The organism is Rhodococcus sp. YL-1 (assembly GCF_001942025.1).
Taxonomy (GTDB): Bacteria; Actinomycetota; Actinomycetes; order Mycobacteriales; family Mycobacteriaceae; genus Rhodococcus_F; species Rhodococcus_F qingshengii.
This window is the reverse complement of the sequence record NZ_CP017299.1, coordinates 777,390-793,204: the sequence shown is the minus strand read 5'-3', so window position 1 is coordinate 793,204 and position 15,815 is coordinate 777,390. Positions and strand designations below refer to the sequence as shown.

Here is a 15,815-nt window from a genome sequence, read left to right as displayed (position 1 = left end):
CGGCGCGTTGGGGCTGAACCGAAGGTGAACTACCAGCGACTATGCGCTAATGTGTAACGGTAACGGTTTCCAATAGCATTTAGCCCAGCCTTTGTTCAGGAGAAAAGCACGTGCGTTCGTCGTCGAAATTCCGCACCGCCACCGCCCTCGCGGCCGTCTCGGTCGCCGCAGCATTCGCGCTCACCGCGTGCAGCTCAACCTCCTCGAAGGACGACGGCATCACCGTCGTCGCATCGACGAACGTGTGGGGCAACGTCGCGCAGGCCGTCGCCGGCGACAAGCTGACCGTGACGTCGATCATCAACGAGCCGTCCGCGGACCCGCACTCGTTCGAGGCGACTCCCGCCGATGCCGCCAAGATCACCGACGCATCGCTCGTCGTCTACAACGGTGGCGGCTACGACCAGTTCATCACCGACGTCCTCGACGCAGGCAAGGGCGAGCAGAAGACGGTCAACGCCTACAACCTGCTCGACGGCGGCATCCACGCCGGCGAAACCGCGGGCGAATCGCATGACGGTCACACCCACGGCGCAGTCAACGAACACGTCTGGTTCGACATCCCGACCGTCGACGCCGTCGCACATTCGGTGGCCGATCAGCTGAGCGCTCTCGATCCGGACAACGCGGCGACCTACGAGGACAACGCGAAGGCATACAGCCAGAAGCTCGCCGGCGTCACAGCGATCACCGATTCCATCGCCGCTGCCCACGCAGGCGCACCGGTGGCGCAGACCGAGCCGATCGCGCACTACCTCCTGGTCGCAGCTGAACTGAAGGACGCAACTCCCGAAGAGTTCACCAGTGCCATCGAAGACGGCAACGATCCTTCACCGGCCGCAATCGCCGCAACGCGCCAGCTCCTCTCGGAGAAGCAGGCCCGCGCACTGGTCTACAACATCCAGACGCAGGACAAAGTGACCCAGGACATGCGCACCACAGCCGAAACCGCCGGAGTGCCCGTCGTCGAGGTTACGGAGACTCTCCCCGAGGGCCTGGACTACATTCAGTGGCAGACGCAGACCGCGGAGTCGCTCGCAAACGCCCTCTCTGCCCAGTAATTATTTGCCCCACCATTTCCGAGAAGAACCGATCGGCTTGTGACAGAAACTTCCGCGAATACTCCTGTGCCCCCTGGTAACACCGTGCCTTCTGGTAACACCGCGCCTTCAGCGGCCTCCGTGCCCGCTGTGACGCTGAAGGACGCTCGATTGTCCTTCGGCGCCCGCACATTGTGGGACGGGCTCGATCTCGAGGTACAGCCAGGTGAGTTCATCGCCGTACTCGGGCCGAACGGGTCGGGCAAGACCTCGCTCCTGAAGATTCTGCTGGGCCAACTACAACTCAGCGGCGGTAGTGCACAGATCGTCGGCACGCCGGCACGGGCCGGGAACTCACACGTCGGGTACATCCCGCAGCAGAAATCGATCGACGACGGCCTCCCGCTCCGCGGCCGCGACCTGGTCGGCCTCGGCGTCGACGGTCACCAGTGGGGTACGGGCCTACTGCGTCGGGGTCGTCGCCGCAAGATCGTCGACGACGCCATCGCACAGGTCAGCGCCCAGTCGTTCGCCGACGCTCCCATCGGTTCCATGTCCGGCGGTGAGCAGCAGCGACTGCGGATCGCACAGGCTTTGGTCGGCGACCCGCGGATCCTGTTGTGCGACGAGCCGCTGCTCAGCCTCGACCTCGCCAACCAGCACCTGGTCTCGACGCTGATCGACAAGCGGCGGCGCAGCCATGACACCGCGGTGCTGTTCGTGACGCACGAGATCAATCCGATCCTGCCGTTGGTGGATCGAGTGCTCTATCTGGTGGACGGCAAATTCCGGATCGGGACGCCGGCCGAAGTGATGACGTCCGAAGTTCTCTCGGATCTGTACAACACCGACGTCGAAGTGTTGCAGGTTCGTGGCCGCCTCGTCGTGATCGGCACCGGCGACGCCATCGACGCGCTCGGCAGCGCCGGCGGACTACGCCCGGGAGAAGGCGTTCACCATTCTGATGAGGATCACCACCAGTGAGTAACAAGTTCACCGACGCGATGTCGCGGATGTTCGACGTGTCCGCCACCGTCGACCTACTGCAGTACGACTTCGTCCAACAGGCGTTGATTGCCGGTGCCATCCTCGGATTATTGGCCGGCATCATCGGGCCGCTGATCGTGAGCCGTCAGATGTCGTTCTCGGTGCACGGAACGAGTGAGCTGTCACTGACGGGCGCATCCGCCGCACTTCTCGTCGGTGTGGGCGTCGGCTTCGGTGCCATCGTCGGATCCGTGGTCGCGGCAGTGCTGTTCGGACTGCTCGGAGCCAAAGCGCGCGACCGAGATTCGGTGATCGGCGTGATCATGGCTTTCGGCCTCGGCCTGTCGGTGTTGTTCCTCTGGGCGTACGACGGTCGCACGGGAACCAGCTTCTCGTTGTTGGTCGGACAGATCGTGGCGCCGGGAAACAGTGGTCTCGAACTTCTGCTGCTGTGCGCGGTCATCGTGATCGGCACACTCGGATTCATCTACCGCCCTTTGCTGTTCGCAAGCACCGACCCCGAAGTTGCTGCAGCTCGCGGTGTTCCGGTCCGGGCACTGTCGATCGTGTTCGCAGTGTTGGTCGGCATCACCGCAGCACTCGGCGTACAGATCGTCGGTGCTCTGCTGGTGATGTCGCTGCTGATCACCCCCGCAGCGGCCGCCGCGTACGTCACGGCAAGCCCACTCAAGGCCACGATCCTCTCCGTCGTGTTCGCCGAACTGGCAGCCGTCGGCGGCATCCTTCTCTCGCTGGCCCCCGGCGTTCCCGTCTCGAGTTTCGTCACCTCGGTCTCGTTCGTGATCTACCTGATATGCCGACTCTTCGGATCCGCACGTCGCAAGAATGCCGGACGGATTCCGGCGCACGCCTGAACACCGAGAGCCCATACCTACCTAGAATCGAGGTATGGGCTACAGCGTTGATCTGAACAGCGACCTCGGCGAGGGCTTCGGAGCCTGGACCCTGGGCGACGACGACGCCATGCTCGAACTTGTCACCAGCGCGAACATCGCCTGCGGATTCCATGCCGGCGACCCGACAACGCTGTTGGCGACTTGCGAATCCGCCGCCACCCGCGGCGTCCGGATCGGCGCGCAGGTGGGGTACCGAGACCTCGCCGGTTTCGGCAGACGCTTCATCGACGTCTCCCCGAAGGACCTCACCGCCGACGTCATTTATCAAATAGGGGCACTCGACGGTTTGGCTCGTGTCGCCGGATCGCGGGTCACGTACGTCAAACCCCACGGCGCGCTCTACAACGCAATAGTCCATCACCGACGGCAGGCGCGGGCCGTGGTCGCCGCCGTCGTTGCCTACGACAGTTCGCTACCTGTTCTCGGACTACCGGGTTCGGTGTTTCTGGAAGAGGCGCGCGAGGCCGGCCTCGAAATCGTCGCCGAGGCTTTTGCCGATCGTGCGTACACGGCGGAGGGCACCCTGGTCCCCCGCACCGAGTCGGGCGCCGTTCTGCACGACCCGACGCTTGTTGCAGAACGGGTTCGGCGAATGGTCGTCGACGGCGAGTTGGACGCAGTCGACGGGAGCACGTTGAAAGTCGCTGCCGCATCGGTGTGCGTGCACGGTGACAGTCCGGCAGCCGTCGACATGGCCGTGGCAATCCGTGCTCTCCTCGAATCTTCCGACGTCGAGATCACGCCGTTCACATGATCACGATCCTGCCCGCCGGTGAATCCGCAGTCCTCGTCGAGTACGACGAACTGCCGAGCGTGCTGGGCAACTTCAGGGCTCTCGACGCCAGTCGGATCCCCGGCGTGATCGACCTGATTCCCGCGGCGCGAACCATCTTGATCGAGTACGACAACACGATCACCGCGCACCAACTGGTGGAGAAATGGGTACGTGGGGCCGTACCGATCGAACTCACAGCAGACGAGAGCGGGTCTGCTGTCGAGATTCCGGTCCGCTACGACGGCCCCGATCTCGTAGAGGTGGGCAAGCTGACCGGCCTCGGGGTCGACGGTGTGATCGACGCTCACACGGCTGCGTCGTGGACCGTCGCGTTCATCGGTTTCGCTCCCGGCTTCGCGTACCTGACCAGCAGCGAGACAAGGCTCGAGGTTCCACGTCGATCGGACCCGCGCCGGCAGATCCCGGCCGGTGCAGTCGGGTTGGCCGGACCGTTCACGGGCGTCTACCCACGGTGTTCCCCGGGCGGCTGGCAGTTGATCGGAACGACTGAACTGTCGGTGTGGGATGCCGAGCGCCGCCCGCCGGCGCTGCTTCTACCCGGCACCACAGTCACCTTTGTCCGTGCATGATTTTGGTGCAAGCATGATTTTGGTGTCTTCACCGCGCTGTTGCGGGACAATGGGTTCATGGCCTGGCTCGAGGTTGTGCGTACCGGCCCGCTCGCCACAGTTCAGGACCGCGGGCGGAGAGGCTACGGCGCCCTCGGGGTCGGAAGATCCGGCGCCGTCGACATGATCTCGCATGACAGCGCCAACAGACTCGTAGGCAACACTTTTCGAGCAGCAACCATCGAAGTCACCGCTGGGGGTTTCGCTATGCGGGCCGTCGGTTCGATGACGGTGGCAGCGACAGGCGCGCGGGTGCCGCTGGCCGTCGACGGACGGCCGGCACCTGACTACGCGAGCATCCATCTGGGTGGTGGCAGCATTCTCGAATTGGGTTACAGCACAACCGGGTTGAGAACGTACATCTCTGCACGCGGTGGCGTCGACGTCCCGCAGGTACTCGGCAGCAGATCCACCGACACGCTCTCCGGACTCGGGCCGCCGCCGCTCGCCGCCGGCGATCTGCTCCTCCTCGGGGCCGAGGAAGGGACGTGGCCCACCGAAGAGTTGATTCCACCGCCCGCTCCTGCACTCGGCGCAGTTCCGATCGAGATCACGCTCGGCCCCCGAAATTCCTGGTTCACGGCCGCATCCGTTCACGCGCTCCTTCACACCACGTGGAAAGTCACCGAACACACCAACCGAGTCGGGGTCCGGTTACAGGGCCAAGGGCCTTTGCATCGCTCACGCACCGAGGAATTGCCGAGCGAAGGCGTCGTGACGGGATCCATCCAGGTGCCACCAGGCGGCCAGCCCGTCGTGTTCCTCGCCGACCATCCCGTGACCGGCGGATACCCGGTCATCGCCGTCGTTTCCGACGCCGGGATTGCGTCGCTGGCACAGCTGCGGCCCGGCAGCACCATTACCTTCAAGGCCACTACTCGGCCGTCGTAGCGCTGATAGTCTCAGCCGCGCCAGCAATGCTGCCGGCGGCGCTCGGCCGTCGCCAGAACCTGAAGGACTGTCACACTATGAGCCCTAAGAGCAGCACACTTGCTCTCGGAATAGCGTCACTGATCACTGCTGCACTCGTCTTGTCCGGATGCAGCAGTTCGGAAAGCGGCGACGCCGTCTCCAGTGATACCAACACCAGTGAGACCACTGCTTCCGAAAGTTCTGCATCCTCGTCGTCTGCCGCTGCCGCGACGCCGACTTTACGGGACGGAACACCGTTCATCGGTGAGCGGACGACGATCGAAACCGGCGACGACCCCGAAGCGCCGAGCATCAGCGTCAGCCTCCCGCCGAGCTGGACTCACGGCGAGAACATCCCTGCCGGCGTTACGGACGCGTTGTCCAGCAACAGCCAGGAACCCAGCGGTTTCATGCCGAACACCACGGTGACGGTCGAAAACCAGGGCACCGCAACAAAAGACGAGGTTCTTGCCGCTGCGCGTGAAACGATCGCCACTCTCGACGGGTGGACCGAGGTGAAGTACACCGAGATCGACGTCGACGGACAGCAGGGTTTCCGCCTCTCCGGAACCTGGACCGCCCCAAACCTGGACGTTCCGCTCTACGCCGTCATGACGGTCGTCGCTTACCAAGCCGACGACAACTCGCCGGTCTACCTGGTCAGCTTTGCAAACCAGTTCACCGACACGACGAACATGCAGACCTCCAACCAGGTGGAAGAAATCAACACCTCGATCGAATTCGGCTGAGCACCTGATGGTTTGAATACCCGATCACCGAACAACCGCGGCGGGCCGAGACCACGACAGTCTCGGCCCGCCGTTTCACAACTCTCGCCTAGCTCGAACCGAACAGGCCGCTGAGGGAACCGAGGCCACCACTCAACGAGCCGAGCGATCCGATTCCGCCACCGGTTCCGGGGCCAGTGGGATCAACCGGATCAACGGGATCGACCGGGTCAACCGGATCGACCACATCCGCGGCGCGGACAGTGATGGACGGGCCCAAGTTGGCGAAATTCGCACTCGACTGGAATCCGTTGCCCATCACCGTGGCACCTACCGCCAATCCACTTCCGTACACGGTTCCCGGCGCACACGAAGCAGTAACCTTGTAGCTGGTCTTCATGGTCACCGGTTTGCTGCCGTTGTTGATCCAGCCGGCACTGGTCACCTCGAGCGTCGTGGCTGTCAGTTCCGGCGTTTCAGTGGTTTCGGTCATCGTCCCGCCAACGTGAAACTTCGTGACCTTCGCCGAGCCCGGGACAAAGGTCAAGCATGCGGCATGCGTCTCGGTGAACCTGCTGATATACCCGTCGATTCCGCTCTTCTTCGACACTGTCGTGTAGGTGATCGTGTCACCGATCTTCGGCGACGCATTGTCCACGGTGCGAGTAAATGTGTAGGCACCGGAAGTTGCTGTCTCGGCAGTCGCGACTCCCGCACCCAGCGCGCTTGCGCCCACAGCAAGAGCAATCACCCCCAAACCAGCTCCAACGGTGGACAGACTACGATTCCTGGATCCAAACTTTGCCACGAACAATCTCCACTCTGTGTGGTTCCAGGACAACCGAATTCATTGATTACTGGAACTTGTTGCAACCCGACTCTCGAAGTACGATACAGTCGACCTGGACATTCGCCCAGCTTTTCGTCGAAATAGTCGACAATCAGTTAACGGCAGGCAATCGACACCGAAAAAGTCCTCTCAATTCGGACTTTTCCGTAAATTCTGCCGAACTGATACATAGGCAAGCGTCCGATAGGTTTCAATGGTTACCGCGGCGCAACCTTTGAAGAGTCATCCCATCGCCGTCAGCGTGAACCCCTCGAACGGAGAATTTCATGTCACGTTTTTCAATGCGCAAAACACTCACCGGAATCGCAATCGCTGCACTTGCCACCAGCGGACTCGTGATGACCGCAGGCACCGCGAGCGCCGATGCCACCCACCCGTCCGCGGCAACGGTCAACTCCTCCAACGTCCGAATCACCAAGAGCATCGTGGGCGACGGCGAAGTTGCACCCGGCGGCAAAGTCACCGTGCGCACGGTCATCTCCACAACAGGCCACCCCGAGCGTTACGTCGACCAGTTCGTCGACCGCTACCCCGCCACGTTCAAGTACATCCAGGGCACGGCAACGGTCAACGCGTGGCACTTGATCGGCGGTCAGAAGACCGAATCCGTCACGCCTTCGGTTGACACTGCCGCCCGAACCGTGAATGTGCCCAGCACCGGCTGGCTGATCTCACCCACCGGAAGCAAGACCGTGACGATCGAGGCGCAGTACCTCGTCGCCGACGATGCACCGATCGGCTCGTACCAGGAAATGTCGAGCTCGATCGGTATCTCGACGTTCAATACCGAACAGAACATCAGCGGCGTCTACGCCAAGATCCGCGCCAAGAACCCCGGCGAGGCGGCCGCATCGGGCTCGGCAGATCTGGGCTTCGGCTCTTCTGACGGCGAGGGCGGAACCGGTTCGGCCGGATCCTCCATCCTCGACAACCCGGCCGGCTTCATCTCCGACATCATCAGCGGTGTCCTGGCCAACGGCAGCTGATTCACTCGCTCCGCCTGCTCCACCTGTAAACACTCCGTCGGGGAATGTGTTCGAGGGTGGCATCGAGTCTTCGGACTCGGTGCCACCCTCGATCTTTTGTGGCGATCACACTCCGTCGCGCCTGCATCAAAGAACCAAATAGGAAAGCATTACCTAAGTCATTCGCGGTATGATCCACCGATGAGTTCCACAGGATTTCCGTACTGGGCTGTGCCGGCAGGCCGGTACGTTCCGCTCCCCTTCTCGATGACGACGTCCACCATCGGGCGTGATCAGAAGCGCGCGTGGCGTGAGATCCGCCATCCCGAACACGAACTCCTCTGGGGCGCTTCCGGCGAGATGAGCGCGTACATCGACGACGTTCGTTGGCAGATACCACCGACGGTCGGCATGTGGATCCCAGCTGGAACTCCACGGCGCATCACGCTCGGCGCATCCACCGAGGCTCGTTTCACCTATTTCCGGCCCGAGTCGTTCCCCCACCCGTGGACAAAACCCGCGATCATCGGCATCGACGACGTCGTCAAGACGATGCTCATCCATCTGCACCAGCGAAATATGCCTACCGAGGCTCGCTTGCGCGCCGAATCCGTAGTCTTCGACACGCTCGCGCCCATCGAGGCGGCTGATGTCGCAGTACCGATGCCCGCCGATCCCCGGGCCCTCGCCGTCGCACGCCGCCTGATCGCCGACCCCGCCGATCAACGCGGGCTTGCCGATTGGGCCTACGTGGTCGGCGGAAGCCCCCGCACCCTGAGCCGCGTGTTCTCTCAAGGCACGGGGATGTCCTTCACCGAGTGGCGAATTCAAGTTCGCGTCCGCGCTGCGATGTCCTATCTCGCTGCGGGCGTTCCTGTTTCGACGGTAAGCCGTCGCGTCGGATACGAAACCCCCAGCGCCTTCACCAGCGTGTTCCGCAAGGTCACCGGACGCACACCGAAGAACTACTACTCGGACGCGTGCGAGTTGTCAGCCTAACTGGTCAGAACCCGTTCATCTTCGAGACCAGTTCCGCGAAAGCATATTTGACGCTCAGCGACGTGGGTGACGCCAAGGCCATGACTCGCGCCAGACCGAGCTGCTGAATCAGCCTGCCGTCCTTGACTGCCGGCAGGTCGGCAAACAACTTGTCCCCCATCAATCCGGGTAGCCCCTGACCACTCGCGTCGTTGAGCACGATCACGTCCGCGTCCAGTTCGTTGTACTGTTCGCGCGATGCAGTCACCGACCCCTGGGTGTCGCCGCACAGCTCTGCGCTTCCGGCCGACTGCTTCAGTCCGAGCTGGGACATCAGGATGACTCGGCCGTCGTCAGCGCAGTAATTGGTGAGGCCGTCGATGGTTCCCGAGAGGAAGGTCAAGGTTTTCCCGTTCAGATTGGGGGATCCGGCAGCCAGGTCGGCTATGGAATCGTCAGTTTCCTCGATCAGCTCGGCAGCCCGCTTCGGTTGGCCGAGTACTGATCCGATGGTCGACAACTGTTCCTGCCACGTGGTCGCCCATGCGGTCTCCTTGAACGGAATGGTGGGTGCGATCTGGGAAAGACGTGCATAGTCGTCTTCGGTGATTCCCGAGACCACTGCGATGATCACGTCCGGCTCCAACGCCAGGATCTGCTCGAACGGCACACCGGACGTGCTGTCGAGCAACGTGGGTTCGACATCGCCCAACAATTCTTCGTCCCACGGCAGGATGCCGTTCTCCAAGCCTGCCCCACTGAACGACTCCATGGCGACGGGTGTCTTGCCCAGTGCGAGGACCGAATCCTGGCTGTTCCAGCCGATAGTCACGATCCGCTGAGGTTCGGTCTCGATGGTGGTCGACCCGTACGCGTGATCAACGGTGACCGGCAGCGCGCCGGCCTCAGCCAACTGCGTCGTGCCCTCCGACGCTGTTGACTCGGTGCTGCTCTGGCAGCCTGCGAGCAGGGCAATCGCGGCCAACGCAGCCACTATTCGGGTAGTGCTCTTCATCTTCTGTCAGCTCTCTTCGCAAACGTACTTTGTTTCGACCAGCGCAGGTATATCGAGACCCGATCCCGGTAATGGGGTGTCGATACTCCATCTGTCCGCTGCCGCGTAGCCCTTGGCATCTGCGAGCACTTTCCGCACTCGCACCGGCTTTACCGTAGAACTGCACAACGAGTGTTCAGATCTGGGCGAGGAGTTTCACGAGTGTCAGCGCTGCCCGAAACTCGTTCCGGTCCGATGGAGATGATCCGAGTCGGATCATTCTCCTCCGGACGCGGCCCGCGACTGGTTGCAGCCGTCACCGGGCAGGCGTCGTATCAGGTAGCTCAAGCCCTCATCCCGGTGCTGATCGGCACCGTCGTCGACCGGGCAATCGGAAAGTCCGACAGCACAGCACTTCTCGTGTGGCTTGCGGTGCTGTGTGCTCTGTTCGTGGGACTCGCTCTGTCGTGGCGCATCGCAGTTCGCCTCAACACGCAGGTCTTCGTCTACGGCGAACACGACCTACGACTGAATGCTGCCAGACGAATACTCGATGCCAGGGGGATGAAAGCTCAGCGTTCGACCGGTGAAGTTCTCACCATCTCTACCTCGGATGCCTCACACGTCTCGGGCTTCTCCTGGGTTGTCGCCGAACAGGGCTCGGCATTTGCGGGGCTCGCCGCGGCAGTGATTTCGCTTGCCTTCGTCTCGTGGCCGCTCGCACTGATCGTCGTACTCATCACCGCTGCGCAGCTCATATTCATCCACAAGATCAGCGGTCCGTTGGACGAGCGCGTGTATGCAGAGCAGAAGAAGGCAGCCGAGGCAGGCATGCTTGCAACGGATTTCACGCTGGGACTGCGGGTACTGAAGGGTTTCGGGGCTGAACCCACCGCCCTGTCGCGATACGTCAACGCGAGCCGGGAGTCGATGAAGGCAGCGATCCGGACGGTCAGAGCAATGTCCAGCCTGACCGCGCTCAATTCCGGGGTCTCCGCGTTGGTGCTGGCTTCGGTTGCGCTTGGAGCCGCGTGGATGGCGCATCAAGGCACGATCACCGTGGGCAACTTCGTCACCGTTGTCGGCTTGAGCAGAGTGATTGCCGGTCCGATGGAAACGCTGGGGTTCTTCGGTGCCGAACTCGCTGCCAAGCGAGGTTCCGCGCGCAGACTGTCCGAACTGTTGGCCGAGCCACATCTGATCGAATCGCTGGCCCCCACGGCCGCGACCGAACCTGCCAGAACTGAAGACGCCCTATTGATTTCGGCGGACAACGGAACCGTCGTCTCAGCTCGCCGCGGAGAAGTGGTGGGTGTGCGCGCTGACGATTCCGCCGACCGACTGGCACGACAACTCGCCTATCAGACCCCGCTCGCCCCCGACTCTTACTTCGTATTCGGCACCGATGCAACCGACCTCGGCCCGGACGGAGTTCGTGATCAGGTGTTCGTCTCCGCCCATGAAGGAACCGTGTTCACCGGCACCGTCTTCGACAATCTGGCTGCACCGAACGTCGACTCGTCGGCAATGACGTCATCTGCGCTCGACGACGTGTTGACGCATCTGCCTGACGGCCACCTCTCCGAGGTAGGCGAGCAAGGAAAGAAACTCTCCGGAGGTCAACGCCAACGCCTTCTCCTCGCCCGCGCTCTCCATCAACCCCAGCCGATCCTGGTCCTCCACGAACCCACCACTTCCGTGGACTCTGTCACCGAGCATCGAATTGCACACTCCCTGAGAAACTTCCCCGACAAGGCCATTCTGGTGATCACCTCGAGCCCGACCCTGCTCCATTCGTGTGACCGTGTCGTCACGATCGACCACGGCGTTCGGGAGGGAGAGTCGCTGTGACCGATACCCTTCCGGATGCATCTGCTGTTCCGGTTGTATCTGCCCTGCCGATCGCGTCGACCAAGCAGACCGTCCGCGCATTGATCGCACTGCTTCGGCCACGCAAGCGAGCGCTCGCACTCACGACCGTCGTGCTTCTCTCTGCTACCGCCTGCGGCCTGTCCACCCCGGCACTGCTCGGACTCATGGTCGATGCGGTCACGGAGGGCAAACCGTTTGCCTCACTCCTGCGTATCACCGCGTTCATGCTCGGCGCAGCGGCAGCTGGAGTTGCGCTGACCTGGTGGAGCACACAGCTTCTGGCGAATGTCGCGCAGAACGTGCTGGCCGATCTTCGCGAGGACGTGTTCGCCGCCACCCTCGCGCAGCCGTCGTCACTGGTCGAGGATGCCGGAACCGGTGATCTGATTTCCCGGGTCTCGGGCGACGTCGAAGCGGTAAACACCGTCATCGCGCGAGTACTACCCGCCACCGTGTCTGCCCTGTTCATGATTTCACTGACGCTTGTCGGTGTGGGAGTGATCGATTGGCGCTTCACCGTGGCAATCGTTGCCGTTGCGCCGATTCACTATTTCGCTCTTCGTCATTTCCTCCGACGCTCCGGACCCGTCTACCGACGCTCTCGCGCTGCGCAGGCCAGGCGGGGACAACAGCTCATCGAAACTCTCGGAGGCGCAGGCACTGTCACTGCCCTGCGGCGAACAGACGAGCACATCGGCCGAATCGCCGAGACCTCCGAGCACGCCATCAGCTTCGACATGCAGGCAGTTCGCCTGCGCACCAACTTCTTCGCCCAACTCAACGGCGCCGAACTGCTCGGACTGGCCGCCGTCCTGAGCGTCGGCTACTGGCTCGTGACCACAGGCTCGGTGTCCATCGGGGCCGCTACCGCCGCCGCCCTCTACTTCCACAGTCTGTTCAGCCCCATCGCGGTATTTCTCTCGAACATCGACGAATTGCAGGATGCGGGTGCCAGCCTGGCTCGCCTGATCGGAGTCACCGCGATGCCCGGGCGGCCCACGAGCATTCCTGCCTCGGCTCGGTCCGAACCCATCGGCGTCGAGGTGGACCGGGTTTCCTACTCGTACGACAACTCCACCCCGGTGATCGACTCGATCTCGATCTCGATCGCACCGGGGGAACGAATCGCCGTCGTCGGCAGCAGCGGCGCCGGAAAGACCACACTCGCCAAACTGATTGCCGGCATCATTCCCGTCGGGGACGGGCGAATCACCGTCGACGACACACTGATTGACGACCTGAGTGATGCCGAACTTCGGCACGAAGTCGTCCTGGTCAGCCAGGAAGTTCACGTGTTCGTCGGGACGATCGCCGACGATCTCCGGTTGTGTGCACCAGATTCGGACGATGCGAAGATCGCCGAAGCCGTCGACACGATGAAAGCTCAATGGATCCATGAGCTTCCGGACGGACTCGAGACCAGGGTCGGGGCCGGTGGGTACCAGTTGACGGCGGCGCAGGCACAGCACATAGCCCTCGTCCGACTGGCTCTGCTCGATCCTCCCGTCGTCATCCTCGACGAGGCGACTGCCGAAGCCGGAACCACCGCAGCCGGTCTACTCGATCAGGCAGCCGAGCTTGCAGTCGCCGGCCGGACCGCCGTGGTGATCGCACACCGGCTGAGCCAAGCAGTCCGCGCCGATCGCATACTCGTCATGAGCGGTGGCCGCGTAGTCGAGAGCGGGACACATGACGAACTGATCGGCGCGGACGGTTCCTACGCTGCACTGTGGGAAGCCTGGTCGGTACGGAGCTAGAACGCCGCCAGACTCACCCGAAAGCCGTTAGAACTCAGCTGCTACGACGCCTGCGGGCGATGTCCGCCAGGACGACTCCGGCGGCAACCGAGGCGTTGAGCGACTCGACCGGACCGGCCATCGGAATCGACAGGATCGCGTCGCAGTTCTCGCGGACGAGGCGCGAAAGGCCCTTGCCCTCGGAACCGACCACGATCACAACGGGACCGCTGCCGTCGAAATCGTCGAGAGTGGTGTCGCCCTCGGCGTCGAGACCGACGACCTGAACACCCTTCGATGCCCAGTCCTTGAGCGTGCGGGTGAGGTTGGTTGCCCGAGCAATCGGCAAACGAGCGGCAGCGCCGGCGCTGGTACGCCAAGCGACAGCACTCACGCTCGCGCTACGACGCTCCGGAATCACGACGCCGTGTCCACCGAAAGCTGCGACCGAGCGCACGACGGCACCCAGGTTGCGGGGATCGGTGATGTTGTCCAGCGCGACGAGCAGCGGCGGCTCGGCATGCTTGCGTGCCTCCGAGAGAAGATCGTCCGGGTGCGCGTAGCGGTACGGCGGAACCTGCAGGGCGATGCCCTGGTGAAGACCGTTGGCGCTGAGGCGATCCAGATCGGTGCGGGGGACCTCGAGGATCGAGATGCCGGCATCCGCAGCGAGCTGAACGGATTCCTTCAGTCGATCGTCGCTCTCGGTGCCGACCGCGACCCACAGTGCAGTCGCCGGAACGCCGGCGCGTAGGCACTCGACCACCGGGTTGCGTCCGAGCACTGTCTCGGGACCGTCGAGAACCTTGCGGCCCGGACCCGGACGGCCACCGCGGCCCTGCTTCTCGTCGGCACGTGCGGCGCGCGCTGCACGCTTTGCCGCGGGATGCTTGGTGCGTGCCTCGGCGGGCGGCGTAGCGCCACGCCCTTCGAGACCGCGACGGTGCTTACCGCCGGAACCGGCAACCTGGCCCTTCTTGGTGCCGCCCTTACGGACTGCGCCGCGCCTGCTCGAGTTTCCAGCCATTGTTACTGCCCTGCCTTAAGGGACCATTCGGGTCCGTCGGGAGTATCGGTTACTTCGATACCCGCCTTGATGAGGCGATCGCGGACCTCGTCCGCCACCGCCCAGTTCTTTTCCGTACGTGCCTGCTGCCGACGATCGAGATCGGCCCGCACCAACACGTCCAAAGCTTCCATTGCCGTCTCGGTGTCGCCACCGGACTGCGTCCAATGCTCGTCGAGTGGGTCGACGCCCAGGATCGCGAGCATGGCCCGCACCTGGCCGGCAGCCACCCGAGCCGCGTCGAGATCACCGGCAGCGAGCGCGGAATTACCCTCGCTCGCCTTGCCGTGAATCTCGGCCAACGCGATCGGCACCGACAAGTCGTTGTCGAGAGCCGCCGCGAAACCTTCGGTCCACGTACCGAGTTCGACGCCGCCCGCACGCTTGTGTGTGCGCAGGACGAACGACTCGAGCCCCTGGTAGGACTTCGCACTTTCGTCCAACGCCTCGTCCGAGTACTCGAGATTGGAACGGTAGTGCGCACTACCGAGGTAGTACCGAAGTTCTTGCGGACGAACCTTCTTGAGCACGTTCGGCACCGAGAGAACATTGCCCAACGATTTGGACATCTTCTCGCCACTCATCGTGACCCAGCCGTTGTGCAACCAGTACTGAGCGAAATCGTCGCCGGCGCACTTGGCCTGCGCAATTTCGTTCTCGTGGTGCGGAAATACGAGATCGCGTCCACCACAATGGATGTCGAATGCCGCCCCGAGATAGAACTCCGCCATGGCCGAGCACTCGAGGTGCCAGCCCGGACGGCCGGGTCCCCACGGTGTCGGCCACGAGGGCTCACCGGGCTTGACGGCCTTCCAGAGGGTGAAGTCGCGAGGATCACGCTTTCCCTCGGCAGCGCTCTCGCCCTGATGAACGTCGTCGAGTTTGTGGCCGGACAGTGCGCCGTACTCGGGGTAGCTCTGCACGTCGAAGTAGACGTCACCGCCCGCCGCGTACGCGTGGCCGTTCTCGATCAGACGTTCCATCATCTCGACCATCTGCGTCACGTGGCCGGTGGCCCGTGGCTCGATGGACGGTGGCAGCACACCCAGTTGGTCGTAGGCCCACGTGAACGACCGCTCGAACGTCGCCGCCCACTCCCACCAAGGTCGACCGGCGCCGGCGGCCTTGTTGAGAATCTTGTCGTCGATGTCCGTCACGTTGCGCACGAAGGCAACGTCGTTGCCGTGCGCCAACAGCCAGCGACGCAGCACGTCGAAAGCGACGCCGCTGCGAACGTGTCCGATGTGAGGATCACCCTGAACTGTCGCCCCACACAGGTACACCGATGCATGTCCGGGGGCCAACGGAACAAAATCCCGAAGGGCCCGCGTACCGGTGTCGTATAGGCGCAGGGTCACGACCAGCG

Annotated in this window: 15 protein-coding genes; 11 read left to right on the top strand and 4 right to left on the bottom strand. The window is 63.1% G+C overall.

Translation table 11 applies throughout. The features are described 5' to 3' along the window. Nucleotides 1-110 precede the first annotated feature (110 nt). The 7 genes from BH682_RS03745 (at nt 111) to BH682_RS03715 (ending at nt 6,009) form a co-directional block, all read left to right on the top strand. Complete coding sequence (locus BH682_RS03745; RefSeq protein ID WP_047269639.1) at nt 111-1,061, top strand: metal ABC transporter solute-binding protein, Zn/Mn family; 951 nt, start codon at nt 111-113, stop codon at nt 1,059-1,061. Nucleotides 1,062-1,145: 84 nt separating this feature from the next. Continuing rightward, complete coding sequence (locus BH682_RS03740; RefSeq protein ID WP_047269722.1) at nt 1,146-2,024, top strand: metal ABC transporter ATP-binding protein; 879 nt, start codon at nt 1,146-1,148, stop codon at nt 2,022-2,024. Beyond that, on the top strand, nt 2,021-2,902 hold the full coding sequence (locus BH682_RS03735; protein ID WP_003945811.1) for a metal ABC transporter permease: 882 nt from the start codon (nt 2,021-2,023) through the stop codon (nt 2,900-2,902). The genes BH682_RS03740 and BH682_RS03735 overlap by 4 nt, the downstream gene beginning before the upstream one ends. 34 nt (nt 2,903-2,936) lie before the next feature. Then, nucleotides 2,937-3,698, top strand: a complete 762-nt coding sequence (locus BH682_RS03730; protein WP_054781063.1) for a LamB/YcsF family protein — start codon at nt 2,937-2,939, stop codon at nt 3,696-3,698. Beyond that, the gene (pxpB, locus tag BH682_RS03725; RefSeq protein ID WP_083954644.1) at nt 3,695-4,309 is read left to right on the top strand and encodes a 5-oxoprolinase subunit PxpB; all 615 of its coding nucleotides are present in this window, start codon (nt 3,695-3,697) and stop codon (nt 4,307-4,309) included. The genes BH682_RS03730 and pxpB overlap by 4 nt, the downstream gene beginning before the upstream one ends. A gap of 57 nt (nt 4,310-4,366) precedes the next feature. Beyond that, the gene (locus BH682_RS03720) at nt 4,367-5,239 is read left to right on the top strand and encodes a biotin-dependent carboxyltransferase family protein (protein WP_075832095.1); all 873 of its coding nucleotides are present in this window, start codon (nt 4,367-4,369) and stop codon (nt 5,237-5,239) included. Nucleotides 5,240-5,316: 77 nt separating this feature from the next. After that, nucleotides 5,317-6,009 carry an LpqN/LpqT family lipoprotein gene (locus tag BH682_RS03715; protein ID WP_058039314.1) on the top strand — a complete coding sequence of 231 codons (693 nt, stop codon included), beginning with the start codon at nt 5,317-5,319 and terminating at the stop codon, nt 6,007-6,009. Between the two features lie 88 nt (nt 6,010-6,097). Here BH682_RS03715 and BH682_RS03710 read toward each other — a convergent pair whose 3' ends face one another. Continuing rightward, entirely contained in the window at nt 6,098-6,739 is a 642-nt protein-coding gene (locus BH682_RS03710) for a hypothetical protein (protein WP_075832093.1), read from the bottom strand. 365 nt (nt 6,740-7,104) lie between these two features. Here BH682_RS03710 and BH682_RS03705 point away from each other — a divergent pair, with 365 nt between their 5' ends. Then, nucleotides 7,105-7,824, top strand: coding sequence for a hypothetical protein (locus BH682_RS03705; RefSeq protein ID WP_003945935.1), 720 nt, complete (start codon nt 7,105-7,107; stop codon nt 7,822-7,824). Nucleotides 7,825-8,004: 180 nt separating this feature from the next. Further along, nucleotides 8,005-8,802 (top strand): helix-turn-helix domain-containing protein, encoded by a 798-nt coding sequence (locus tag BH682_RS03700; protein ID WP_031332820.1) that lies wholly within the window; start codon nt 8,005-8,007, stop codon nt 8,800-8,802. Between the two features lie 4 nt (nt 8,803-8,806). Here the strand turns inward: BH682_RS03700 and BH682_RS03695 are convergent, their stop codons facing one another. Continuing rightward, the gene (locus BH682_RS03695) at nt 8,807-9,796 is read right to left on the bottom strand and encodes an iron-siderophore ABC transporter substrate-binding protein (RefSeq protein WP_075832092.1); all 990 of its coding nucleotides are present in this window, start codon (nt 9,794-9,796) and stop codon (nt 8,807-8,809) included. A gap of 201 nt (nt 9,797-9,997) precedes the next feature. Here BH682_RS03695 and BH682_RS03690 point away from each other — a divergent pair, with 201 nt between their 5' ends. Together BH682_RS03690 and BH682_RS03685 are read left to right on the top strand one after the other, a co-directional pair. Continuing rightward, nucleotides 9,998-11,626: an ABC transporter transmembrane domain-containing protein gene (locus BH682_RS03690; protein WP_075832090.1), complete on the top strand. Its 1,629-nt coding sequence runs from the start codon at nt 9,998-10,000 to the stop codon at nt 11,624-11,626. Continuing rightward, entirely contained in the window at nt 11,623-13,404 is a 1,782-nt protein-coding gene (locus BH682_RS03685; RefSeq protein WP_075832089.1) for an ABC transporter ATP-binding protein, read from the top strand. The genes BH682_RS03690 and BH682_RS03685 overlap by 4 nt, the downstream gene beginning before the upstream one ends. Nucleotides 13,405-13,438: 34 nt before the next feature. Here the strand turns inward: BH682_RS03685 and rlmB are convergent, their stop codons facing one another. Further along, entirely contained in the window at nt 13,439-14,410 is a 972-nt protein-coding gene (gene rlmB, locus BH682_RS03680) for a 23S rRNA (guanosine(2251)-2'-O)-methyltransferase RlmB (RefSeq protein WP_003945749.1), read from the bottom strand. 2 nt (nt 14,411-14,412) lie between these two features. Continuing rightward, entirely contained in the window at nt 14,413-15,807 is a 1,395-nt protein-coding gene (gene cysS / locus BH682_RS03675) for a cysteine--tRNA ligase (RefSeq protein WP_003945830.1), read from the bottom strand. Nucleotides 15,808-15,815 lie beyond the last annotated feature (8 nt).